The sequence below is a fragment of the Mycobacterium sp. E3305 genome (genome assembly GCF_001666785.1).
Taxonomy (GTDB): Bacteria; Actinomycetota; Actinomycetes; order Mycobacteriales; family Mycobacteriaceae; genus Mycobacterium.
In genome coordinates this window covers 1-23,434 of sequence record NZ_LZJA01000012.1, presented here as the reverse complement: position 1 = coordinate 23,434, position 23,434 = coordinate 1, and the positions used below count along the sequence as shown (strand labels likewise).

Below are 23,434 nucleotides of genomic sequence, written 5' to 3'. Positions count from 1 at the left end.
CGTGCTGGATCTGGAACCGCGTGGCCCGCTACCCACCGAGATCTATTGGCGGCGCCGTGGCCTGGCCGTGGGCGTCGCGGTCGTCGTCGTAGGGATCGTGGTCGCCGCGGTCATCGCCTTCATGGGACACAGCTCGGGCGCCAAGCCCGCCAGTGCCGACAAGCCCAATTCCGCTCAGAGCAAGCCGGGATCACCTGCGCCGCAGGCGCCTCCGCCGATCGCGCCCGGTGAGCAGCCCACGCCGGTGCCGCAACAGGGGCAGAACTCGGAGATGCCCACCCCGACCGCCGCGGTGCAGCCGCCGCCGGTGCTGAAAGAGGGCGACGACTGCCCCGATTCGACGCTGGCCGTCAAGGGCCTGACCAATGCGCCGCAATACTTCATCGGTGATCAGCCGAAGTTCACCATGGTCGTCACCAACATCGGCCTGGTGTCGTGCAAGCGTGACGTCGGCGCCGCGGTGCTGGCCGCCTACGTGTACTCGCTGGACAACAAGCGGCTGTGGTCGAACCTGGACTGCGCGCCGTCCAACGAGACGCTGATCAAGACCTTCACGCCGGGCGAGCAGGTGACGACCGCGGTGACCTGGACGGGGATGGGGTCGGCTCCGCACTGCCCGCTGCCGCGGCCGGCGATCGGGCCGGGCACCTACAACCTCGTCGTGCAGCTGGGCAATCTGCGTTCGCAGCCGGTGCCGTTCATCATGAACCAGCCGCCTCCGCCGCCGGGCCCGGTGCCCGGGCCGGGTCAGCCCGCGGCCGCGCCGCCGCCCGAGGCCCCACCGGCCCCGGTCCCCGCCGGTTAACTCAGCGGGTCGGCGATAGTCGACTCCGCGAGCTGCGACAGTCCCTCGCGCACGTGGCGGGCCCACATCGCGCCGATGCCCTCGACCGATTGCAGGTCGCCGGCGCTCGCAGCCAGCAGGCCCTGCAGCGTCCCGAACGATCGGACCAGTAGGTCGGAGTGGGCGAACTGCAGCCGCGGGATGCTGGCCAGCGCACGGTAACCGCGCGGGCTGACCGCCGAGTCCTGCGCCTCGGCGGTGGTCGGGTAGCCGAAAACCTTTGCCAGCGCGGTTAGTTCGAGCAGCTCGGTGTCCGAGAGCGAGTCCAGCTCGTCCAGGGTCGCCGTCATCTGCGCCTTGGACAGCGGCTCCGGGCTGGCGTGGTAATCGCGGACGGTCAATTCCCGCGCGATGTCGTTGCCGCCCAGCAGCTCGTCCAGCTGCAGCCGCAGCTGACGCCCGTCGGTGCCCAGCTCGACGACGTCGTCGTCGATCACCAGGCCGATCCGCCGCACCAGCTCGAGCCGCTGCACCACCGTCATGACGTCGCGCAGCGTGACGAAGTCCTCGATCTCGGCCAGCGACAGCTGCCTGCTGACCTCGTCGAGCCTGGTCTTGTACCGCTCCAGGGTCGCGATCGCCTGGTTGGCCCGGGACAGGATGGTCGCGGAATCGGCCACCACGTGGCGTTCACCGCCCACGTAGACGGTCACGATGTTCATCGAATGGCTGACCGAGATCACCGGATAACCGGTCTGAATCGCCGCCCGTTCCGCCGAGCGATGCCGCGTTCCCGATTCGTCGGTAGGTATCGACGGATCCGGCACCAGCTGCACGTTGGCCCGCACGATGCGGCTGCCGTCGGTGGACAGCACCACGGCGCCGTCCATCTTCGCCAGCTCCCGCAGCCGGGTCGGCGCGTACCGGACGTCGAGGGCGAAGCCGCCGTCACAGATGGCCTCGACGTTCTCGTCGTTGCCGAGGACGATCAGCGCACCGGTGCGGCCGCGCAGGATGCGCTCCAGGCCGTCGCGCAGCCCGGTCCCCGGCGCAAGGCGGGCGACGGTCTCACGCAGTGTCGGACGAGTCACAGCGTGTCATTGTGCGGCCCCGGGGCGTTTTGCGTCCAGCCAGTGCGCGGCCGGGCGATGGCTTTCATGTGTTGCAGCGCCGCGGCGATGGTCGGTGCGCGCAGCGCCCGCATCCCATTCGGCACGATCTCGCGCCGCGGGTCGTCGCCGTCGGGGATGAGCGCGATGCTGAACCCCTGACGCGCGGCCTCGCCCAGCCGCCGTTCCATGCCGCCGACCCGTCGCAGGTCGCCCGCCAGCCCCACCTCGCCGATCATCACCGCGGTCGTCGGCAGCGGCAGGTCGGCGTAGGCCGACGCCAGCGCCATCGCGACGGCCAGATCCGAGGAGGGATCGGTCAACCGCATGCCGCCCACGGTGGACAGGTAGATGTCGTTGACACCGACGGCCAGCCTGCCGTGCTTCTCCAGCACGGCGCTGATCATCGCCGCCCGGGAGTGGTCGATCCCGCTGACGGCGCGGCGCGGCGAGCCGCCCCCCGGCGTCGCGAGCAGCGCCTGCACCTCCCCGATCAGCGGTCGCTTGCCGTCCAGCGTCACGGTGATCGCGGTCCCGGCGACCGGCGCGGGCCGCTGATCGAGGAAGAGGTTCGACGGATCCGACACGTCCTCGATCCCGTTGTCGTGCAACAGGAAACAGCCAACCTCGTCGGCCCCGCCGAATCGGTTCTTGACGCCCCGAACCATCCGCAGCGACCCGTTGCGGTCACCCTCGAAATGCAGCACCACGTCGACAAGGTGTTCCAGCGAGCGCGGTCCCGCGATGGCCCCGTCCTTGGTGACGTGGCCGACCAGGATCAGCGCGACGCCGTTGGCCTTCGCGGCCGCGGTCAGGGCGGCGGTGACGGCGCGCACCTGAGTGACGCCACCGGCGACGCCGTCGGCCTCGGTGGTGGACATGGTTTGCACGGAGTCGACGATCACCAGCGCGGGCTGCACCGTCGCGATGTGGTCCAGCACCGTGTGCACGTCGGATTCGGCGGCCAGGTAGACCTCGTCGGCGCCGCAGCCGGTCCGGTCGGCGCGCAGCCGGATCTGCCCGGCCGACTCCTCACCGGAGATGTACAGCGCACGCCGGCCCGAAAGCGCCCAGCGGTGGGCCACCTTGAGCAGCAGCGTCGACTTGCCCACGCCCGGATCGCCCGCCAGCAGCGTGACCGAACCGGGCACCACGCCGCCCCCGAGCACCCGATCGAGCTCGCCGATCCCGGTCGAGCGGTGCCGGCTGGCGTTGGGCTCGACGGAAGTGATCGGGACCGGCCGCGAGGCCGAAGCGGCCGCGACGGCCGCGCGACGGCCGCCGACCGCACTCAGCACCGGCACCTCGTCCACCGCTCCCCAGGTGCCGCACTCCATGCAGCGGCCCACCCACTTCGCCGTGACGTGCTGGCATTCGGAGCAGCGATATTGGGAGCGCGGATTTGCCACGCCATGACGGTATCGAGCCGGTACGACAAATCCCGGCTATGACAGGCGGTCGCCGCCGCCTAGCTTGGCTGCGCGGGGGCCAGCCCGGCCGAAACCGGCACCAGCACCGTGGCCTGACCGGCCTTCTCGAAATTGAACGTGAAGTTGTACAGCAACCCGTTGCTGATCGGCTTGGCCAGCATCACGGTCGCCTTGGCCGCGTTGCTCGAGCCCATCGGGCCGGGCGCCACCTTCTGGCCCTCCGGCGTGCCGATCAACAACATGCCGCCCGGGGGCAGCCGACCATCGCCGCTCAGGGTCACCGAGCCGACGTCGCTGGTGATGCTCACCAGCCTGTCCGGCATGTCCGGCGACTGGTTGATGGCCACCAGCAGGAGGTCCACCGCCTGCCCGGGCTGCACGAAGGCGCCCGTCTGCGGCGCCTGCATGCGGATGTCGCGCAGCGCCACATTGTTGATGGTCACCTTGTTGCCGTTGATCGCGGGCTCCTGCACGGCCATCTGCGAGACCTGGCCGGCCCCGCAGCCGCTGAGGAGCATCGCGACCACCGCGATGAGGCCGACGAGCGACGCCCGGATGGTCAGCGCCGGCGCGCGGAGGGGGAGGCCGATCTCGAAGCGGTTCACTCAATGCCTCCTGCTGGGCCGGTTCGACGGATGCAACTATGCACAGTAGTAGGAAGGTTTCGCGCGCGGTAGCGCGGGGCTTGGGACCAGCCAGGGAGGCCATATCCGGTGCTCCGTCGGGGCGCTCAGGGGCCGCTCTCAGGGCCGGAATAAGGCAGGGGTAATGTGCGTCACTGCACGTTCTGCTCCCCCTGTCAACCCCTAATCTGCGCGTGTTGTGCCCCTGACCTGCATCGTTGCTCCGCGCGCGATTGGGCGGCCGTGTTAGACTGAAGTAACGAAAGGGGCTCGAATCAGATGATCTTCAAGGTCGGCGACACCGTTGTTTACCCGCATCACGGTGCTGCGTTAGTCGAGGCGATTGAAACCCGCACCATCAAAGGGGAACAAAAGGAATATCTCGTCTTGAAGGTGGCGCAGGGAGACCTGACAGTTCGAGTGCCTGCCGAGAACGCCGAATACGTGGGTGTCCGCGACGTCGTGGGCCAGGAAGGCCTCGACAAGGTCTTCCAGGTTCTGCGCGCTCCCCACACCGAAGAGCCCACCAACTGGTCGCGCCGGTATAAGGCCAACCTCGAGAAGCTGGCCTCCGGTGACGTCAACAAGGTGGCCGAGGTAGTACGCGACCTGTGGCGTCGCGACCAGGAACGCGGCCTGTCCGCCGGTGAGAAGCGCATGCTGGCCAAGGCCCGCCAGATTCTGGTCGGTGAATTGGCCCTCGCCGAGAGCACCGACGACGCCAAAGCGGAAACCATCCTCGACGAGGTTCTGGCCGCCGCTTCCTGAAGGCCCTGACGCTTCGGTGGTCACGGGGACCGACTCCTCGGGCACGGTCGTCGCAGTGGTTCCGGCCGCAGGGTCGGGGGAACGACTCGGCGCCGGCATTCCGAAGGCATTTTGCGAGGTTGACGGGCGCACCCTGCTGGACCGCGCCGTCGGCGGTTTGCTGGCCTCCGAAGTCGTCGACCACGTGGTGGTCGCCGTCCCGGCGCCCATGGTCGACGAGGCCAAGCGATCCCTGGGCGAACGGGCGACGGTCGTCGCAGGCGGGGCCGACCGCACGACCTCGGTGAGCCTGGCGCTGGCGGCCGTCGCCGGTGACCCCCAGTTCGTCCTGGTGCACGACGCCGCCCGCGCCCTGACACCCCCCGCGCTGATCCTGCGCGTGGTGGACGCCCTACGGGCCGGGCACGACGCCGTCGTGCCCGCGCTGCCGCTGCATGACACCATCAAGGCCGTGGACGCCAACGGTGTGGTCCTGGGCACGCCCGAGCGGGCCGGCCTGCGCGCCGTGCAGACCCCGCAGGGCTTCGCGCTCGACCTGCTGCTGCGCGCGTATCAACGGGCCGGCACGGCCGAGTTCACCGACGACGCTTCGCTCGTCGAGCATGTCGGGGGCCAGGTCCAGGTCGTCGACGGCGACCCGCTGGCGTTCAAGATCACCACTCCGCTCGACCTGGTGCTGGCCGAAGCGATCGTGCGCCGGTGAACGGCGTGCCGCGCGTCGGGCTGGGCGTCGACGTGCACCCGATCGAGCCGGGCCGGCCCTGCTGGCTGGTGGGCCTGCTCTTCCCCGACGCCGACGGCTGCGCCGGCCACTCCGACGGCGACGTGGGCGCGCACGCGCTGTGCGACGCGCTGTTGTCGGCCGCCGGTCTGGGCGACATCGGCGCCGTGTTCGGAGTCGACCAGCCGCGGTGGAAGGGCGTCAGCGGTGCCGACATGCTGCGCCACGTCGCCGAGTTGGTGACGCGAGACGGTTTCCGCGTCGGAAACGCCGCCGTCCAGCTGGTCGGCAACCAGCCGAGAGTCGGTCCGCGGCGCGCCGAGGCGCAGCGCGTGCTCTCGGAGCTGCTGGGGGCACCGGTCTCGGTGTCGGCGACGACGACCGACGGGCTGGGCCTGACGGGTCGCGGTGAGGGCCGCGCCGCCATTGCCACCGCGTTGGTCGTCCCCGGCGGCTAGGGCGCGCAGCGCCGGGCGACGGCGAACCACCCGGTAAGCTGGCACGTCGTGACCGATCGCGCCCGCTTGCGGCTACACGACACGGCAGCCGGCGCCGTGCGTGATTTCGTCCCGCTGCGCGAGGGCCACGTCTCCATCTACCTGTGTGGCGCCACCGTCCAGGGCCTGCCGCACATCGGCCATGTCCGCAGCGGCGTGGCCTTCGACATCCTGCGCCGCTGGCTGATGGCGCGCGGCTGTGACGTCGCGTTCATCCGCAACGTCACCGACATCGAGGACAAGATCCTGGCCAAGGCCGCGGCGGCGGACCGGCCGTGGTGGGAGTGGGCGGCCACCTACGAGCGCGCGTTCAGCGCCGCCTACGACGCCCTGGACGTGCTGCCGCCGTCCGCGGAACCCCGCGCCACCGGGCACATCACCCAGATGGTCGAATTAATGGACCGCCTGATCGAAACCGGCCACGCTTACGCGGCGAGCGGGGACGTCTACTTCGACGTGCTGAGCTATCCCGAGTACGGGCAACTGTCGGGGCACAAGGTCGACGACGTCCATCAGGGCGAGGGCGTGGCGACCGGCAAGCGTGACCAGCGTGACTTCACCCTCTGGAAGGGCGAGAAGCCCGGCGAGCCGTCGTGGCCCTCGCCCTGGGGCCGCGGGCGTCCGGGCTGGCACCTGGAATGCTCGGCGATGGCACGCACCTATCTGGGGCCCGAATTCGACATCCATTGCGGCGGCATGGATTTGATTTTCCCGCACCACGAGAACGAGATCGCGCAGAGCCGCGCCGCCGGCGACGGATTCGCCCGCTACTGGCTGCACAACGGCTGGGTCACCATGGGCGGCGAGAAGATGAGCAAGTCGCTGGGCAACGTGCTGGCCATCCCGGCGTTGCTGCAGCGCGTCCGGCCGGCGGAGCTGCGCTACTACCTGGGCAGCGCGCACTACCGCTCGATGCTGGAATTCTCCGACACCGCCCTACAGGACGCGGTGAAAGCCTATGTGGGCGTTGAGGAATTCCTGCACCGTGTCCGCGTTCGGGTCGGCGGCGTCGAGCCGGGCGAGTGGACTTCGCGGTTCGCCGAGGCGCTCGACGACGACTTGGCGGTCCCGGCAGCACTGGCCGAGGTGCACCACGCCCGGGCCGAGGGCAACCGGGCCCTCGACTCCGGCGACCACGACGGGGCCCTGCAACACGCCCGGTCGATCCGCGCCATGATGGGGATCCTCGGCTGCGACCCGCTCGACGAGCGCTGGGAAACCCGCGACGAGACGTCGGCCGCGCTCGCCGCGGTCGAGGTGCTGGTGCGGGCCGAACTGGAGAATCGGGAAAAGGCCCGCGAGCAACGCAATTGGGCGCTCGCCGACGAGATTAGGGACCGGCTGAAGCTCGCCGGCATCGAGGTCACCGACACCGCCGACGGGCCGCAGTGGTCGCTGCAGGCAGGTCAGACCCCGTAAATGGCCGGCAATTCGCGCCGGCGCGGCGCAATACGCAAGGCGGGCACCAAGAAGGGGCCCACCGTGGGCTCGGGCGGCCAGCGCCGGCGCGCGCTGGAGGGGCGCGGTCCGACACCCCCGGCGCACCTGCGACCCAACCATCCCGCCGCCAAGCGCGCCCAGTCGCCGGCGCGGCGTCCCACCAAGCGGCCCACCGACGAGACGGAAACGGTGCTCGGCCGCAACCCGGTGCTGGAGTGCCTGCGCGCCGGCGTCCCGGCGACGGCGCTCTACGTGGCCCTGGGCACCGACGCGGACGAGCGGGTCACCGAGTCCGTCGCCCGCGCAGCGGATTCGGGCATCTCGATCCTCGAGGTGCCGCGCGCCGACCTGGACCGGATGACGAGCAACCACCTGCATCAGGGCATCGCGCTGCAGGTCCCGCCGTACAACTACGCCCACCCGGACGACCTGTTGGCGACCGCGATCAACTCCCCGCCCGCGCTGCTGGTGGCGTTGGACAACATCTCCGATCCGCGCAACCTGGGCGCGATCGTGCGTTCGGTCGCGGCGTTCGGCGGACACGGCGTGCTGATCCCGCAGCGGCGTTCGGCGTCGGTGACGGCGGTCGCCTGGCGCACCAGCGCGGGAGCCGCGGCCCGCATCCCGGTGGCTAGGGCCACCAATCTCACCAGGACGCTGAAGGATTGGGCCGACCGCGGGATCCGGGTTATCGGCCTGGACGCCGAAGGCGACACCGTGGTCGACGACCTGGACGGCGCCGACCCGCTGGTGGTGGTCGTCGGCTCGGAGGGCAAGGGACTGTCGCGGCTGGTGCGGCAGAACTGCGACGAAGTCGTGTCCATCCCGATGGCCGGGCACGCCGAATCGCTGAACGCCTCGGTGGCCGCCGGGGTGGTGCTCGCCGAGATCGCCCGGCAGCGCAGGGTTTAACTCCAGTGCGCCGCTGGCCCGCGCGCCTCGGCGCGGTCCTGGCCGTGGTCGGTCTCCTCGCGTCGCCCGCGGCGGCCGCCCAAGTCGACGGATTCGACCTGCAGGCCCACCGCGGCGGCCGAGGCGAGACCACCGAGGAGTCGCTGCGGGCCTTCGCGAAATCGCTCGAATTGGGCGTCAGCACACTCGAACTCGACATCAACATCACCCGAGACGGGCAACCGCTGGTGTGGCACGACCCGACGATCGACGCAGAGAAGTGCGCCGACACCGGCCCCGCGTTCGCCGGTGATCCGCAGTACCCCTACGTCGGAAAGTTGGTGCACGAGCTCACTGTGTCCCAGATCCGCACCCTGGACTGCGGACGCCGGCTGGCCGAGTTTCCCGACGCCGAGGTGGTGCGGGGCAACAAGATAGCCGTCCTACCGGAGGTGTTTGCGCTTGCCGATTCCTACCACGCCGCGGTTCGCTACAACATCGAGACGAAGGTGGCGGCCGACCACCCCGGGACTTCGGCCGAGCCCCAACAGTTCGTCGACGTGATACTGGCCGCCGTGCGCTCGGCCGGCAAGGTCGGCCAGGTGGAGATCCAGAGCTTCGACTGGCGGACCCTGCCGTTGGTTCGCCGGGCCGAGCCGTCGATCCCGTTGGTGGCGTTGTACAACGAAGAGACCTGGGCGCCCGGTTCGCCGTGGCCGGCGGGTGAGAACCCCGCCGCCATAGGTGACCCGATGGTCGGGGCGAAGCTGGTGGGCGCGGACATCGTCTCGCCCCGGTACCAGCTGGTCACCGGCGGGTCCTACGTCGATCGCGCGCATGCGCTTGGGCTGCAGGTGATCCCGTGGACGGTCGACGATGCGGCCACCATGCGCGAACTGATCGCCGACGGGGTCGACGGGCTCATCACCGACTACCCGACGCTGTTGCGCCGCGTGCTGACCGAACTCGGGATGCCGCTGCCGCCCGCCTACCACCGGACTTAGCGTCAGGGCGCCGCGTCCACCAGGGCGCCGGCGGGCGCGACCGGGGAATCGATGCCGGGCCGGCGCCCGCGGGCGGCGCGCCAGATCATGTTCGGGCGCAACAACCGCGTCGCGGGTTCGACCAGCGAGGTCACCCTGATGAACTGATTCAGCGCCGCGGTGTCGGTTTCGGCCGCCGTCAGGACCCGGTCGACGTACTTGTTGAACACCCGCGCGACCAGCGGTGGGGTGCCGTTGATTTCGGGCAGGGCAAGGTCGGGGTTGGTCGACAGCTGCCAGGCCTGGCGGATCGGCGCCGCCGCGGCGCGGAAGAAGCGCCGGGCCAGATCGTCGGTGCCGGCGGACAGGCAGTCGCGCAGCGCCAACGCCTCGAGCGCGGCGACCGTCATGCCCTGGCCGTAGACCGGGTTGAAGCTGCAGATCGCGTCGCCGATGACCAGCAGACCCTCGGGGAAGCGCCGCAGCTTGTCGTAGCGGCGCCATCGGCTGCACGGCGTCCGGTGGCGCACCGGATCCCCGATGGGTTCGGCGGCCCGCACCGCGGCGAGCAGGTGCGCCGGCGCGCAGTCCGCGACGAAATCACACATCTCGGCGAGGTCGAGCCCCGTGGGCTCGTGGCCGGCCACCCCCATCACGGTGAGCAGCCAGGTGTCGTCCTCGCAGTGCAGCAGCCCGCAACCCCTCGGCCTGCCCGGCACGATGCCGACGAGGAAGCCCAGCTCCCGCGGCGCCTCCGCCCTCATGCGCAGCGCTTGGCTCGCGTAGGTCAGCTGGACGTCGACGCGATCCTCACGCGGGCGCTCATACCCCAGGTGGTCCAGCCAGGTCGGGGTGCGGGCGGCACGCCCGGTGGCATCGACGACCAAGTCGGCGGGCAGCGTGATGGGCTCGCCGGTGCGCCCGCAGACCACCCGCACTCCGGTGACGCGGCGACGGTCCGGGGTCGACACCGGGCCGAGGATGAAGTGCTCGTCGAGCAGGGTGACGTTGGGAATCTCGCGCAGCCGGGTGCGGACGTGGTCTTCGAGGAAGGGCCGCGTCGCGCTGTAGGCGGTGAGCCCGGGGGCGCTGCCGCGCCGCGCCATCAGGTGCCCGCCGATGTCGTAGTAGAGCTCGGAGAGGTCATGGCCGTCGAAGTGGCGCGCGCCGTCGCTGACCATCTCGTCGAGGACGCCGGGGAACATCCCCTCGATCACCTGTGCTCCCCGGGCCAGCAGGGCGTGCAGGTGCCGGCCCTGCGGCACCCCGCGGCGAGGGGCGTGCGCGTCGGGCAGCGGGTCACGCTCCACGACCGTCACCGTGTCGAAGAAGTCGGCAAGCGATCGCGCGGCCAGCAAACCGGCCATGCTCGCCCCCAACACCACCGCGTGACTGCCGATCTTGGTCTTGATGTCGGACATGGCACTCCGCCTTTCTGACCGCTGGCTGACAAATGCCATGCTCACAGCGCTCGGCGGGCGCCGATAGCGTAGTCGGGTACGCGAGTTGGGATCGCCCGCCGGACACCGGCCGGTCGACGCGCACGCGAAACGGTGGCAATCCGGCCCGCGCGGTGCCGCCGCGCGGATATAGTCGCCGCGTGATCGGCGGCGACCAGCTGATTGGGCGCGACAGCGAGTTGGCAACCATTCGCCGCGCCCTGAGCGGGGCTGACCAGCACTCCGGGGTGCTGATCGCGGGCGCCGCCGGGCTGGGCAAGACTCGGTTGGCCCGCGAAGCGCTGCGGCGTGCCGGGGCATCGGGCGAACGCATCCAGTGGATCGTCGGCACCCAATCGGCCCAGTCGTTGCCACTCGGGGCGTTCATCGGCCTACTGGGCGAAGGCATGTCGGATCCGCTGACCAGCGTCCGGCGCGTGATCGAGTCGTTTGTCGCGCGGCAACGCCGCGGCCGAGTGGTGGTCGGAGTCGACGACGCGCACCTGCTGGATGGGTTGTCCGCGCTTGTGATTCACCAGCTGGCGCAGTCCGGCGGGGTCCGGCTGGTGGTCACGGTCCGCTCCGGCAGCGAAGAGCCCGATGCGGTGACGGCGCTGTGGAAGGACGGTTTGCTCCATCGCCTGGATCTGGAGCCACTTTCGGCCACGGCGACGCGCGAGGTGATCGAGCGCACGCTAGGCGGCCCGGTGGATGCGCGTTGTGCGGAGCGGTTCCGGCGGCTCACCGGGGGGAACACGCTGTTTCTTCGGCAGCTGCTGAGCGATCAGATGGCGGCCGGGCGGGTGCGGCAGGTGGCCGGGGTGTGGATGTGGGACGGCGACGTCGCGGTCTCGGCCAGCTTGTCCGACACGGTGGGACGCCAGCTTGGCCGCCTGAGCCCGCCGGTGGCGCTGGTGGTCGACACGCTGTCGCAATGTGAGCCGCTGCCCGTTGACGTGTTGTGCGACTTGGTGTCCCGCGAGGATTTGGTGGCGGCCGAAGCCATGGGCCTGGTGAACGTCGAACGCACCGCCGGCGGGCTGATGGCCCGGCTCGCGCACCCGCTGTTCGGTGAGCTTCGCCGCGCGGGCGCGGGCGAGATGTATCTGTCGAAGGTCCGCGGCCGCTTGGCGACCCGGCTGGCGCGCGACGGTGACGCAGACATGCAGGCCACGGTGCGCCGGGCGTTGCTGAGCCTCGAGTCGGATCTGGACCCGCAACCCGGGCTGTATCTGGAATCGGCGCGGCACGCGATGACACTGCTGGACCTGGAGTTGGCCGACCGGCTCGCCAACGCCGCGGCGCAGGCCGGGGCGCCGGGGGCGGCCGGCGTGCGGGCGATGAACCTGATCCTGCTCGGCCGCGGCGAGCAGGCCGAGGGCGCGTTGCGCGCGATCACCGAAAGCGATCCGCCGGATCGCCACTACTGGGCGACCCTGCGCGCGGCCAACCTGGTCTGGATGCTCGGCAGGCCGGCGGACGCCGCGGCGATTCTCGACGACCTGGCCGCGGCCGAGGAGACGCCGGCACAGGTCGCCGAGCGGTTGGCGGTGCAGGCGTGCCTGGATGCGGTCGCCGCGCGCTGCGGGGTCGCCGCCGAAAGGGCAAGGGCCGCATTGGATTCGGAACAGCTGCCGGACTTCCACGCGATGATGGCGTCGCTTGCGTTGATCATGGCCATGGGCGCGTTGGGGCAGGTCGACTGCCTGGCGATCGTGGCCGGGCAGGCGTTGCGCCGCGCGACGACGTCGTTCGAGGCGTCGCACATGCGGTTCTGGTTCGGCGCGGTGTACGGCCGGGCATGCCGGCTGACGGGCCGCATCGACGAATTCGTCGGCTTCGCAAAGGAGGTGGCCGACTCCGCGCGCGACATCCCGGGTCTGGCCTATGCGAACCTGGCCCTGCTGCTCGGAAATGCCGACCTGGCCCGCGGGGCGGTGGCCGACGCGGTGCGGCTGGTACACGAAGCGCTGGCCGGAGCCCAAATACACGCCACCACAAGTGGTTTGCGCCCGGCAAGCTACTTCGCGCTCGCCGAGGCGCACGGCAAGCTCGGGCACGCCGCGGAGGCGAACGATGCGGCCGCGGGGGCGCGATCGTGCGTGCCGGCCGACTACTTCTTCATGCATACCGGCTTGTCACTGGCCGACGGGTGGGCGCTGGCGACCGGCGGGCGCCTGGGCGAGGCCGTGGCGACGGCGCAGGCGGCCGCGCGAGTCGCCCGCGACCGCGGCCAGCCGACCCACGAACTGGCCTGCATACAGGCGGCGGCGCAGTGGGGTGACGCCTCGGGCGCCGGACGGGCCCGCGCGCTGGCCGACACGCTGGCGCTGCCGCTGGCCGATGCCATCGCTTCGCACGCCGAGGCCCTGCGGGCAGGGAACGGTGAGGGCCTCCTCGCGGTTTCGGCCGCCTACCGGGCGATCGGTGACCGGGCCGCGGCCGCCGACGCGGCGGCACAGGCCTCCGTCGCGTTCGTCGAAGGACAGCAGCACAAGCGCGGGCTTTATGCGTCGGCATTGGCCGGCGAGCTTGCCGAGGAGTGCGGCGGTTTGTGCACGCCGGCGTTGCGGACTCCGGCGGGTCTCAAACTCTCGGGTCGCCAGCGCGACGTCATCGAGCTGGTCGTGGCCGGCCTGTCCAACCGTCAGATCGCCGAGAAGTTGGTGATGTCGGTGCGCACCGTGGAGGGCCACGTTTACCGGGCCTGTCAGCGGGTTGGCGCCCAGTCCCGCGAGGAACTCGCGTCGATCATCCGATCGGGACCGGGGTCCGACTGACGGTATTCGAGTAGGCGACTACTCGTGCGCTTGGCGGAAACCGGTCATACCGTTGCGATCTCAACGAGAAAAGGAGAGCGCAATGAAGTACGTAGTGGCGTGGACATACCGCCTGAACGGCACCGCGGCCGAGAACGACGAAAGCCTGCGACGGGGCCTGGCCGCGTACTCGAAGTGGTCTCAACCGCAGACCACGACCTATCACCAGTTCGTCGGCCGCATCGACGGCGGCGGTGGATTCGCGGTGGTGGAATCCGACAATCCGGCCGACTTGGTCGAGACCACAAGCCAATTCGCCACGATCCTGGATTACCAGATCTATCCCGTTGTGGACATCGCCGAAGCCGCGCAGGCGCTGCAGCAGGGCGTGGAGTTCAGGGAGGCGATCGGCTAGGCGCCGAACACCCGCGCCGACGCCCACAGTGCGAGCACCGCGAGCACCAGGGACACCGGCACGGTACACACCCCGAGGCGGGTGTATTCGCCGACGCCGGCGTCGACGTCGTGCTGGCGAAGCACCCGCCGCCACAACAGGTTCGACAGCGAACCGACGTAGGTCAGGTTCGGTCCGATGTTGACCCCGAGCAGCACGGCCAGGATGGCGACCGGCCCGCTCGGCGCGACCAGTGGCAGCAGCACCAGGGTGGCGGGCAGGTTGTTGACCACGTTGGCCAGCACGGCGGCCACCGCCGCGATGGCGAGCAATGCCGGCAGCGTCGAACCGGACGGCAGCACCGCCGACATCGCCTTGTCCATGCCGTTGACCATCACCGCCCGCACGACCACGCCCAGCGCGAGCACGAACACCAGGAACGACACGTGGGCCGACCGCGCGATGTCGACCACCGAGGTATGCCGGCGGCTCAGGCTGCGCACCGCCAGCACCGCCGCGCCCGCGAGGGCGACCCAGGCCGGGTCCACGTCGACGGACTGGGCCACGGCGAACCCGGCCAGCGTCAGCCCCACGACCACCAGCACGAGCACCGGCGGCCGGGGCGCCGGCCCGGGTTGCTCCGGATGGGGCTGCACGCGCAGGTCGCCGGCGAAGAACCAGCGGAATACCGCGTAGAGCGTGACCACCACACCCACCCACGGCAACGCCATCAACAGCGTGAACCGGGTGAACGAAAGGTGGGCGGTGTGAAACGCCAACAAATTGGTCAGATTCGACACCGGCAGCAGCAGGGAGGCTCCGTTGGCCAGGTGCGCGGTGGCGTAGGCGTACGGGCGCACCGGGGTCCGCAGCCGACGGACGGCGGCCAGCACCACCGGGGTCAGCAAGACCACCGCGGTGTCCAGGCTCAGCACGGCGGTGATCAACGAGGCGATGACGAACACCCGCCGCAGCAGCGCCCCCGACCCGACGCTCCCGCGCGTGATCGCCGCACCGGCCGCCTCGAACAGGCCCTCGTCGTCGCACAGCTTGGCGAGCACCAGCACAGCGCCCAGGAACCCGACCACCCCGGAAAGCCCGGCCACCTCCTCGGCCGCCTGACGCACCGATATCGCGCCGACGGCGATCAGGATGAGGGCCGCGGGAACCGCCGCGACCGCCTCCGGCAGGCCCCGCGGGCGCACGACGGCGAAGGCCAGGACGGCAGCCAGCAGCACCAGCGCAAGGGTCAAGGTCAATGTATTGAACCCGTCTCAGGCCCAGGGGTTTTCGCGTCGCCACACGGTGGGCAGGTGCAGCCCGACACCATCCGCCGCGGCCAACTCGTCGAGGATGCGGACGGAGGAGTCCAGGTCGTCGCCCGCGTAGGGCAAGGCCCGCAGCGGTTTTGACAGCGGCCGGAAGAAATCGTCCCAGTGAATCATGATCACCCGGCGCGCCCCCACCGCGCGCACGGTCTCGGTCCAGTAGTCGGTCAAGTACGACCTGGGCTGTAGTCCCAACTGCCCGACCGACAGGTAGACGGCATCGGCGTGGTGACCGGCCAGCGCACCCTTGACGAATCCGGCGCTGCCCTGAATCAGCAACCGCCGGTCCGTCGGCCGGTGGTGGACCAACGTCGACCAGGGCTCCCCGCAGCGGTAGGCGGACGCCTTGACCGGCGGGGTCAGCGGCGTGTCGATCGTGCCGGGAAAGCGGTCCGGCGGGCAATGATGGGACTCCACCAGGGTCACGTCGTACGCGCCCAACGTCATTGGCTCACCGCTGGTGGCGATCACGATACGGTCCTCGGGCAGCCCGTAGCCACGCCCGACGTTGGCCGCCGACCGCCCGCCCACCAGTCGCGCGCCGGTGCGGTCGGCGACGAGCGCGGAATCCAGCGCGTGATCGATGTGGGTGTGCACCGGGATGACCGCCTCCAGCGCTGACACGTTGGCCCGCGCCAGGCAGGCGTCCACGCGGGCGGCCGACGGCGCCACCTTGCCGGCGGCCACCCGGGCCAGGCTCGGCCGGGAGAAGTAGCCGTCGGTCAGCAGGGCCGACGAGCCGTCGTCGATCAGCAGCGTCGCCACGCCCAGCCACGTCGCCGATAGGGCCCCGGCTCTGGCGGGCGGCGCGTCGAACCGATCCGCATACCGCGCGATGTCGGGCCGACCGAGTTTGAGCCGCATCAGCTGAACGCCCCGATCTCGACGCCCGCGGCCTCCAGCCCGTCGCGCACGGCCTCCGCGATCTGCACCGCGCCGGGCGAATCGCCGTGCACGCAAACCGATTCCGCGGTGATCGTGACCGGGGTGCCGTCGATGGCGGTGACCCGGCCGGAGGTCACCATGCCGACCACGCGGTCGGCGATCGCCGCCGGGTCTGCAAGCACCGCGCCGGGTTCGCGGCGGGAAACCAACTGGCCGTCCGGCCGGTAGGCGCGGTCGGCGAACGCCTCGGCCACCGTGCGCAGACCGCGGAACGCGGCCTCGTCGAAGAACGCCGAACCCGCCATGCCCAGCACCGGCAGCGCCGGGTCCACCATCCGCACCGCCTCGGCGACCGCGGCCGCCTGGTCGCGGTCGGTCACAATCGTGTTGTACAGCGCGCCATGGGGTTTGACGTAGGACACGGCCGAGCCGGCCGCGCCGGCGAGCGCCTGCAGCGCGCCAATCTGATACGCCACGTCGGCGATCAGGTCCTCGGCGGCGACGTCGATGAAGCGCCTGCCGAACCCGGCCAGGTCGCGATAGCTCACCTGCGCCCCGATGCGGACGCCGCGCTCGGCGGCCGAGCGGCAGACCCGCAGCAGGCCGGCGGGGTCCCCGGCGTGAAACCCGCACGCCACGTTGGCGCTGGTGACGATCCCCAGCATCGCGTCGTCGTCACCCAGGCGCCAGACGCCGAAGCTTTCGCCCAGGTCGGCGTTTAGGTCGATACCGGCCACCCGTCCAGCTTATGGGGCGGCGCCGTCGCCACCCGGAGAGGCGGTCGCCTTTGCCGTCGCTACCGGGTGACGACCGCGGCCGCGATCTGCTGGGCGACGTCGACCGCGGCCGCCCCGGGCAGGAAGGACCCGCAGGCGGCCACGTCGATGACGATGTTGTTGCGCGCGGTGAGCGCACGCTGGCACCGCCAGCCATCCGGGCTACCGACCTGCTCTTCCGACGTGCTCAGCGTGCCGCCCACCTTGTGGGAATCGGCCACCGCCCACGCGATCTCGGGCTGCCCCGGGGGACGGTCGACGAATCGGCGGTTGGCGCAGGCCGACCACCTCCGGACCGATGCGTCGTAGAACGCGTTGGCCTGCCTGGCCGTTGGGTAGGAGATCACGGCCTGGTTGACGGAGTCGTTGCGCACATTGGGGTCGTCATAGCTGTCGTCGAGTCGTTCGCCGCGCACCGCGGTCCAGCCGGTGTCCGCGTATACGGCCTGTTGGGCGGGCCCGGCCATGGCCAGGCAGCTCCTCTCGCTGAACGTCTGGCTGGAGTCCCACATGTCCGGCGTGCGATACCGGAGCCGCATTCCCGCACCCAGGATGTCGTTGACTTTGCCGTCGTCGAGCAGCAGCCCGTCCAGGGCGGTGACGGCCACCGGGGCCTGCGACAGCGGACCGCGGGTGTCCGCGGGCGCGGCGCTTCCGCCGACGACGGTGGTGCAGCCGGCCGTGAGGGCGCACAACGCCGCCTGCAGGACGATCGCGATTTGCCTACGCACCAGAGCCTTTCGGACGCGGGCCCGTCTGTGCCGACCAGCTTAGGCGGCGACCTCCTGTCGACGCCCCAGCGACCAGCAGACCAGGTAGATCAGGAAGGAAATCCCCGCGACGAAGACGGACACCGGTACGCCGGGCGCCAGCGACAGCACGATGCCGCCCACGGCGGAGACCTCGGCGAAGACGACCGAGGCCACCATCGCCGCCGCCGGCGAGGCCACCACCCGGGCGGCCGCCGCCGCCGGCGTGATCAGCAACGACATCACCAGCAGCGCACCCACGATCTGCACGGCCTGCGCGGCCACCACGCCAACCAGGGCGGCGAACACGATGCCCAGCGCCCGAACCGGCACGCCGCGGGCCGCCGCGACGTCGGGGTCGACGGTGGCGAACAACAGCGGGCGGTAGCACGTCGCGATGACGGCAAGGACGAGCAGGCAGACCAGGGCCAGCATGCCCAGCCCGGTGTAGCCGACGCCGACGATCTGCCCGGTGAGCAACGCGAAACTGGTCGCGGTCCGGCCCGGGTAGAGGTAGATGAACAGCACCGCCAGGCCCAGCCCGAAGGCCAGCACCACGCCGATGACCGAGTCGCGTTCGCGGGCCCGCCGGCCCAACACGCCGAACAGCGCGGCCGCCAAAGCGCTGCCGACCAGGGCGCCCAGCCCCACCTCGACGCCGACCAGCAGCGCGAAAGCCGCTCCCGTCAACGACAGTTCGCTCGAGCCGTGCACGGCGAACGACATCTGCCGCATCACGATGAACGGCCCGATCAGCCCGGCCACCAGGCCAAGCAGCGCGGCGGCGAGCAGCGCCTGCTGGACGAAGTCGTGGCGCAGTAGGTGGGCGGTGACGTCGAAGTCGAGCAGGTGGGCCAGCACGCCGGTCAGCCGGTTATTCACCGTGGGCCCAGTCGGTCGTCTCACCGACCACCACGTAGCGGTCCTTGACCTTGACCACCGCGATGTCGGCTCGGTAGAGCGTCGAGAGCGTCTCGGTGGTCATCACCTCGTCGACGGTGCCGATCCGGAACCGTCCGTCGACCAGATAAATCAGCCGGTCGACGTACGGCAGGATCGCGTTGAGGTCGTGGGTGACGACGATGACGGCGGTCCCGGCATCCCGGCGGCGACGGTCGATCAGCGCGGACACCAGCTTGGCGTTCGCCGGGTCCAGGGCCAGCAGCGGCTCGTCGCACAGCAGCAGCATCGGGTCGCTGACCAGCGCCTGCGCGACGCGGATCCGCTGCAGCTCGCCGCCGGACATCACGCCCACCCGGACGTCCGCCAAGTGTTCGGCGTTGACCTGTCGCAGCGCCTCGGCCACGGTCGCGCGGCGGCGGGCGCGGTCGGCGGATCTGCGCGGCATGCCGCCCCAACGATGCCCGTCGACGCCGAGCCGAACCAGGTCGCGTCCCCGAAGCATCACGTCGGAGTCCATCGGTCGGTGTTGCGGCACGTAGCCGACGCGTCCGCTGCCGGAGTGCATCGGCTCTCCGTCCACCAACGCGACACCGGCGGACAACGGCAGCTGCCCCAGCAGCACCTTCAGCAACGACGTCTTGCCGCTGCCGTTGGGGCCGAGGACGGCGATGAATTCGCCGGGTGACACGGACAGGTCAAGGTGGTCCCACAGCACCCGGTCGCCGAACGCCAGCCGCGCACCGCGCAGCGAGACGGTATCCGGTCGGCTGTCGACCGCGCGGACCGCGTCGAGGCTCACGGTTGCACTGACCGGCGCGATTGGAGCGCGGCCAGCAGCTGGTTGACCGTGTTGCGCTGCCACGTCAGGTAATCCGTGCCGTCGGGCAGGGTCTCGCTCACTTCGGTCACCGGCACGCCCGCGCGCCGCGCGGCGTCCCGCACGCCGTTGATCGCGGGGGTCGACGTCTGCGGGTTGACCAGCACCACCGACACCTGACGATGGTCGATCAGGTCGAGCACGAACGCCATGTCGGCAGGCGAGGGGTCCGTCTCGTTCTCGTTGGCCGCGGTGAAGGCGGCCGGTGTGCGGTTGACCAGACCGGACGCCTCCAGCAGGTAGTGGCCGACGGGTTCGGTCGCGATGACCCCCGTGCCGGGGTAGGCGCTGGCGATGGCGTGTTCGGAGATGGCGATCGCGTCGGCGCCGCGGCAGAAGCCCGCGGCGTTGGCCCGGTAGTCGGCGGCGTTGGCGGGATCGATGGCGGCCACACGGTCGGCGATCGCGAAGGCGACCGATTTGGCGACGTCGAGGTCGTAGAAGACGTGCTCGTTGGCCGGCTGCTCGGCCGAGTCCCTGTGGAACGAATAGGCGCCGATCGCTTTCACGCCGGGGTGGCCGGCGAGCACCTGGTCCACCCAGGGGTCATAACCGCCACCGTTGTACACCACCAGGGTGGCGTCGGTGATGGCCGCGGCGTCCGCGGGGCTGGCTTGATAGGAGTGCGGGTCGGTGTCGCCCCCGGTCAGGATGGACTTGACCGCGAGGTGACGGCCGGTGACGGCGCTAGCCACGCTGCCCCAGACGCCGGTCGAGGCGACGATGGCGGCCGCCCGCGGGTGTGCCGGGCCGCCGCAGCCCGTGCCCGCGGCCAGCAGGATCAGCACGGCGGGCAGCCAGCGCAGCGCGCCGGCCACCGCGATTCGTCCCCGCGTCAGCGCCATGCGTGCGTCCGATGTCCTCTCGCCGGCCGGTCGGCCGACCCACAATACTAATGAAAATCGTTTCCATTACAAAGCGGCGAGTGGAAGCCGCTTAGGCGCGCATCCGGATTCGCTGTAGCGTCACCGATTGTGAGTCCCGCACCACGCCGGCGTGCGACTCTGGCGTCGTTGGCGGACGAACTGAAGGTTTCGCGCACCACGATCTCCAACGCCTTCAACCGGCCGGATCAACTCTCGGCCGACCTACGCGAACGCGTGCTCGCGACGGCCAAGCGGCTGGGGTACGCGGGTCCCGACCCGGTGGCGCGCTCGCTGCGCACCCGGAAGGCCGGCGCGGTCGGCCTCGTGATGGCCGAGCCGCTCACTTACTTCTTCAGCGATCCGGCGGCGCGGGACTTCGTCGCCGGAGTCGCGCAGTCCTGCGAAGAGCTGGGGCAGGGCCTGCTGCTGGTGGCCGTCGGGCCCGGCCGCAGCATGGAGGACGGGACGGGCGCCGTGCTCGGCGCCGGGGTGGACGGCTTCGTCGTGTATTCGGTGTGCGACGAGGACCCGTACCTTCAGGTCGTCCTGCAGCGCCGATTGCCGGTCGTGGTCGTCGACCAGCCGAAGGGGCTCTCCGGCGTGTCCCGGGTGGGGATCGACGATCGGGCGGCGATGCGTGAGTTGGCCGACTACGTGCTGGGGCTGGGGCACCGCGAGATCGGGCTGCTGACCATGCGGCTGGGCCGGGACCGCCGACAGGGTCTGGTGGATGCTGAGCGGTTGCGGTCACCGGCGTTCGACGTGCAGCGCGAACGCGTCATCGGCGTGTGGGAGGCGATGTCGGCCGCCGGTGTCGACCCCGATGCGCTGACCGTGGTGGAGAGCTACGAGCACCTGCCTGAGTCCGGGGGAACCGCCGCCAAGGTGGCCCTGGAGGCCAACCCCCGCATCACCGCGTTGATGTGCACGGCGGACATCTTGGCGCTCTCGGCCATGGATTACCTTCGCGCACATGGCATTTACGTCCCCGGGCAGATGACCGTCACCGGTTTCGACGGCGTGCCCGATGCGATCGGCCGGGGGTTGACGACGGTGGCCCAGCCGAGCCTGCAGAAGGGCCGCCGGGCGGGGGAGTTGCTGTTGCGTCCGCCGCGGTCGGGTCTGCCGGTCGTCGAGGTGCTGGACACGGAGTTGATCCGCGGCCGCACCGCCGGTCCGCCGGCTTAGCTAAGAGTCCTGATCCCCGATCAGCAACCGCACGGCCAGATCCAGCCGCTTGCTGACGTCGGTGGCCGAGGCCCGCCGGGTGAGCCAGGCGAGCAGGTTGGACAGCCACACGTCGGAGATCACCCGGGCGATGTGGTACTGGTCCTCGGTCGGTTCGCCGTCGGCCATCGCGCGGGCGAACATGGAGTCGATCAGCTTCTCGACCTGGTCGACCTCGCTGGCCGCCGACGCGTCGGCGAACACGTAGGCGCGCGTCATGGCCTCGGTGAGCAGCGGATTGCGCTGCATCGCGCGGTTGAGCTTGCCGACCATGAAGTTCAGCCGCTGAAACGGCGTTCCCCCGGCGACCGACGACCGGTCGGTCTTGGCGTCGATCCGGCTGAACTCCCGGCCCAGGGCCGACACCAGCAGGTGCACCTTCGACGGGAAATAGCGGTACAGCGTGCCCACCGCCACGTCGGCGCGGTCAGCGACGGCGCGCATCTGGACCGCCTCGTAGCCACCCTTCGACGCGATCGCCATGGTGGCGTCCAGGATCCGCTTGCGGCGCTCCCGCTGTGCTTCCGAGCCGAGTTCGGACTCCGCCAGTACCGCCACGTTCATCACCTCACGCGGCTGCGAGTCTGAACCGCGGCTCGCGTTGGCCCTCGAGTTGGCACTGGCTGGCATATCGCGGGTTGCTCCTGTTCCTGGCGGCTCGCTTGCAAACGATACGCATGCTGAGTGTGAATTTCCCACCTCCGTACCGCCGGGACAGCCGCGTGTGCTGCTGTGATGACGTTCGACTTGACGGTCGATCGCTGGCACTATTAGAACACGTTCTAGTCTGCGACGAGGCGGGTTGCGCAGCGACCCGAGCCGAGCAGGAGAATCGAGAGCTAGGGGTCGTAGGCCCCGAGTCATGTCGAGTCAACGGACGTGGAGGTCCCGAGGGTGGTAGCGACCGTCACAGACGAGCAGTTCGCCGCGCGCGCCCTGGTGCGCGACTGGGCCCGCAATTCGACGTCGGGGCCGGGCGGGACGACGGCGATCCGCGAGGTCGAGCAGGGCGACGCCGACGCGTGGCGCCCGGTCTTCGCCCGCCTTGCCGAGCTGGGCATCTTCGGCGTCGCGATCGCCGAGGAGCATGGCGGCGCCGACGGCAGCGTCGAGGACTTGTGCGCGATGGTCGAGGAGGCGGCCAAGGCGCTGGTTCCCGGCCCCGTCGCGACGACCGCGCTGGCGACGCTCGTCGTCACCGACCCCGAACTGCTGGCGGCGCTGGCCGCCGGCGAACGCTTCGCCGGGCTGGCGCTCGAGGGTGACGCCCAGTTCGACGGCCAGCGCGCCTCCGGCACCCTGCCGCTCGTGCTGGGCGCCGCTGACGGCGGCGTCCTCCTGCTGCCGGCCGGCGACGAGTGGCTCCTCGTCGACACCGAGAGCGACGGCGTGCAGGTCGAGCCGCTGGAGGCGACCGATTTCTCCCGCCCGTTGGCCAGGGTGGTGCTGACGTCGGCGCCGGCCGCCGTCGTGTCGGAGTCGCGTCGGCGCGTCGACGAACTGGCGGCCACCGTGCTGGCCGCCGAGGCGGCCGGCCTGACCCGCTGGGCGCTGGACACCGCCGTCGACTACGCCAAGGTCCGCGAGCAGTTCGGCAAGCCGATCGGCAGCTTCCAGGCCGTCAAGCACCTGTGCGCCGAGATGCTGTGCCGCGCAGAGCAGACCGAGGTGGCCGCCGCCGACGCCGCCCGCGCCGCGGCCGAGCCCGATCCGGACCAGTTCGCCATCGCGGCCGCGCTGGCCGCGAGCATCGGCATCGCGGCGGCCAAGGCCAACCTCAAGGACTGCATCCAGGTGCTCGGCGGCATCGGCTGCACCTGGGAGCACGACGCGCACCTGTACCTGCGGCGGGCGCACGCGATCGGCCGGTTCCTCGGCGGCGCCGAGCGCTGGCCCTCGACATCGGTGAGATCGATTCCGAGGCGGCGCCGCATACCGCCCTGGGTCAGTTCGGTGACCCGGCGCAACCAGCGCTCGGCGCCGCC

23 protein-coding genes are annotated in these 23,434 nt (G+C 70.7%); 11 read left to right on the top strand and 12 right to left on the bottom strand.

The features are described from left to right. Position 1: 1 nt before the first annotated feature. On the top strand, positions 2 to 805 hold the full coding sequence (locus A5701_RS01615) for a hypothetical protein (RefSeq protein ID WP_156669863.1): 804 nt from the start codon (positions 2 to 4) through the stop codon (positions 803 to 805). On the opposite strand, the gene disA is transcribed toward A5701_RS01615, so the two are convergent. Genes disA through A5701_RS01600 form a run of 3 tightly spaced genes read right to left on the bottom strand, consistent with a single transcriptional unit; the run spans position 802 to position 3,928 of the window. After that, a complete protein-coding gene (gene disA, locus A5701_RS01610; RefSeq protein ID WP_067747821.1) occupies positions 802 to 1,875 on the bottom strand; it encodes a DNA integrity scanning diadenylate cyclase DisA in 1,074 nt (357 codons plus the stop codon). The genes A5701_RS01615 and disA overlap by 4 nt on opposite strands. Further along, positions 1,872 to 3,302, bottom strand: coding sequence for a DNA repair protein RadA (gene radA / locus A5701_RS01605; RefSeq protein WP_067747817.1), 1,431 nt, complete (start codon positions 3,300 to 3,302; stop codon positions 1,872 to 1,874). The genes disA and radA overlap by 4 nt, the downstream gene beginning before the upstream one ends. Positions 3,303 to 3,361: 59 nt before the next feature. Continuing rightward, positions 3,362 to 3,928: a hypothetical protein gene (locus A5701_RS01600; protein WP_067747815.1), complete on the bottom strand. Its 567-nt coding sequence runs from the start codon at positions 3,926 to 3,928 to the stop codon at positions 3,362 to 3,364. Between the two features lie 297 nt (positions 3,929 to 4,225). Between A5701_RS01600 and carD the strand changes: the two genes are divergently transcribed. Genes carD through A5701_RS01570 form a run of 6 tightly spaced genes read left to right on the top strand, consistent with a single transcriptional unit; the run spans position 4,226 to position 9,267 of the window. Next, a complete protein-coding gene (gene carD / locus A5701_RS01595; protein WP_003419482.1) occupies positions 4,226 to 4,714 on the top strand; it encodes an RNA polymerase-binding transcription factor CarD in 489 nt (162 codons plus the stop codon). Between the two features lie 16 nt (positions 4,715 to 4,730). Further along, a complete protein-coding gene (gene ispD, locus A5701_RS01590; RefSeq protein ID WP_067747813.1) occupies positions 4,731 to 5,417 on the top strand; it encodes a 2-C-methyl-D-erythritol 4-phosphate cytidylyltransferase in 687 nt (228 codons plus the stop codon). After that, the gene (ispF, locus tag A5701_RS01585) at positions 5,414 to 5,893 is read left to right on the top strand and encodes a 2-C-methyl-D-erythritol 2,4-cyclodiphosphate synthase (RefSeq protein WP_067747811.1); all 480 of its coding nucleotides are present in this window, start codon (positions 5,414 to 5,416) and stop codon (positions 5,891 to 5,893) included. The genes ispD and ispF overlap by 4 nt, the downstream gene beginning before the upstream one ends. Before the next feature lie 48 nt (positions 5,894 to 5,941). Beyond that, entirely contained in the window at positions 5,942 to 7,351 is a 1,410-nt protein-coding gene (gene cysS, locus A5701_RS01580; RefSeq protein ID WP_067747809.1) for a cysteine--tRNA ligase, read from the top strand. Further along, entirely contained in the window at positions 7,352 to 8,284 is a 933-nt protein-coding gene (gene rlmB / locus A5701_RS01575) for a 23S rRNA (guanosine(2251)-2'-O)-methyltransferase RlmB (RefSeq protein ID WP_067747807.1), read from the top strand. Positions 8,285 to 8,289: 5 nt separating this feature from the next. After that, positions 8,290 to 9,267 (top strand): glycerophosphodiester phosphodiesterase, encoded by a 978-nt coding sequence (locus tag A5701_RS01570; protein ID WP_082954848.1) that lies wholly within the window; start codon positions 8,290 to 8,292, stop codon positions 9,265 to 9,267. A 2-nt stretch (positions 9,268 to 9,269) separates the two neighbouring features. Here A5701_RS01570 and A5701_RS01565 read toward each other — a convergent pair whose 3' ends face one another. After that, positions 9,270 to 10,667 carry an NAD(P)/FAD-dependent oxidoreductase gene (locus A5701_RS01565; protein WP_067747804.1) on the bottom strand — a complete coding sequence of 466 codons (1,398 nt, stop codon included), beginning with the start codon at positions 10,665 to 10,667 and terminating at the stop codon, positions 9,270 to 9,272. Between the two features lie 179 nt (positions 10,668 to 10,846). Between A5701_RS01565 and A5701_RS01560 the strand changes: the two genes are divergently transcribed. Together A5701_RS01560 and A5701_RS01555 are read left to right on the top strand one after the other, a co-directional pair. Beyond that, positions 10,847 to 13,465, top strand: a complete 2,619-nt coding sequence (locus tag A5701_RS01560) for a LuxR C-terminal-related transcriptional regulator (RefSeq protein WP_067747802.1) — start codon at positions 10,847 to 10,849, stop codon at positions 13,463 to 13,465. Positions 13,466 to 13,547: 82 nt separating this feature from the next. Then, positions 13,548 to 13,859: a DUF3303 domain-containing protein gene (locus A5701_RS01555; RefSeq protein ID WP_067279019.1), complete on the top strand. Its 312-nt coding sequence runs from the start codon at positions 13,548 to 13,550 to the stop codon at positions 13,857 to 13,859. On the opposite strand, the gene A5701_RS01550 is transcribed toward A5701_RS01555, so the two are convergent. The 7 genes from A5701_RS01550 to A5701_RS01520 are packed head-to-tail and all read right to left on the bottom strand — an operon-like array spanning position 13,856 to position 20,201. Next, on the bottom strand, positions 13,856 to 15,097 hold the full coding sequence (locus A5701_RS01550; RefSeq protein WP_067747800.1) for an SLC13 family permease: 1,242 nt from the start codon (positions 15,095 to 15,097) through the stop codon (positions 13,856 to 13,858). The two genes, A5701_RS01555 and A5701_RS01550, sit on opposite strands and share 4 nt — an antisense overlap. 15 nt (positions 15,098 to 15,112) lie before the next feature. Continuing rightward, on the bottom strand, positions 15,113 to 16,030 hold the full coding sequence (locus A5701_RS01545; protein WP_067747798.1) for an MBL fold metallo-hydrolase: 918 nt from the start codon (positions 16,028 to 16,030) through the stop codon (positions 15,113 to 15,115). After that, entirely contained in the window at positions 16,030 to 16,788 is a 759-nt protein-coding gene (locus A5701_RS01540; RefSeq protein ID WP_067747796.1) for a LamB/YcsF family protein, read from the bottom strand. The genes A5701_RS01545 and A5701_RS01540 overlap by 1 nt, the downstream gene beginning before the upstream one ends. A 59-nt stretch (positions 16,789 to 16,847) precedes the next feature. Continuing rightward, a complete protein-coding gene (locus tag A5701_RS01535) occupies positions 16,848 to 17,561 on the bottom strand; it encodes a sensor domain-containing protein (RefSeq protein WP_067747794.1) in 714 nt (237 codons plus the stop codon). A 36-nt stretch (positions 17,562 to 17,597) separates the two neighbouring features. Then, positions 17,598 to 18,458 carry a metal ABC transporter permease gene (locus A5701_RS01530; protein ID WP_067747792.1) on the bottom strand — a complete coding sequence of 287 codons (861 nt, stop codon included), beginning with the start codon at positions 18,456 to 18,458 and terminating at the stop codon, positions 17,598 to 17,600. Continuing rightward, positions 18,451 to 19,278, bottom strand: a complete 828-nt coding sequence (locus A5701_RS01525; protein ID WP_067747789.1) for a metal ABC transporter ATP-binding protein — start codon at positions 19,276 to 19,278, stop codon at positions 18,451 to 18,453. Before A5701_RS01525 ends, A5701_RS01530 begins: the two co-directional genes overlap by 8 nt. Then, entirely contained in the window at positions 19,275 to 20,201 is a 927-nt protein-coding gene (locus A5701_RS01520; protein ID WP_067747787.1) for a metal ABC transporter solute-binding protein, Zn/Mn family, read from the bottom strand. The genes A5701_RS01525 and A5701_RS01520 overlap by 4 nt, the downstream gene beginning before the upstream one ends. Positions 20,202 to 20,330: 129 nt before the next feature. Here A5701_RS01520 and A5701_RS01515 point away from each other — a divergent pair, with 129 nt between their 5' ends. Further along, positions 20,331 to 21,410 (top strand): LacI family DNA-binding transcriptional regulator, encoded by a 1,080-nt coding sequence (locus A5701_RS01515; protein ID WP_067747784.1) that lies wholly within the window; start codon positions 20,331 to 20,333, stop codon positions 21,408 to 21,410. Here A5701_RS01515 and kstR read toward each other — a convergent pair whose 3' ends face one another. Further along, positions 21,411 to 22,007, bottom strand: a complete 597-nt coding sequence (kstR, locus tag A5701_RS01510) for a cholesterol catabolism transcriptional regulator KstR (protein WP_067279200.1) — start codon at positions 22,005 to 22,007, stop codon at positions 21,411 to 21,413. 336 nt (positions 22,008 to 22,343) lie between these two features. Here kstR and A5701_RS01505 point away from each other — a divergent pair. Then, positions 22,344 to 23,434, top strand: a 1,091-nt coding sequence (locus tag A5701_RS01505; protein ID WP_197504908.1) for an acyl-CoA dehydrogenase family protein, incomplete at its 3' end; no start/stop codon positions are given.

Bases quoted from the DNA above. Each gene is read 5' to 3' on its own strand.
- A5701_RS01520 (WP_067747787.1), bottom strand. From the start codon at position 20,201: ATGGCGCTGACGCGGGGACGAATCGCGGTGGCCGGCGCGCTGCGCTGG.
- A5701_RS01565 (WP_067747804.1), bottom strand. From the start codon at position 10,667: ATGTCCGACATCAAGACCAAGATCGGCAGTCACGCGGTGGTGTTGGGG.
- A5701_RS01545 (WP_067747798.1), bottom strand. From the start codon at position 16,030: ATGCGGCTCAAACTCGGTCGGCCCGACATCGCGCGGTATGCGGATCGG.
- A5701_RS01555 (WP_067279019.1), top strand. From the start codon at position 13,548: ATGAAGTACGTAGTGGCGTGGACATACCGCCTGAACGGCACCGCGGCC.
- rlmB (WP_067747807.1), top strand. From the start codon at position 7,352: ATGGCCGGCAATTCGCGCCGGCGCGGCGCAATACGCAAGGCGGGCACC.
- carD (WP_003419482.1), top strand. From the start codon at position 4,226: ATGATCTTCAAGGTCGGCGACACCGTTGTTTACCCGCATCACGGTGCT.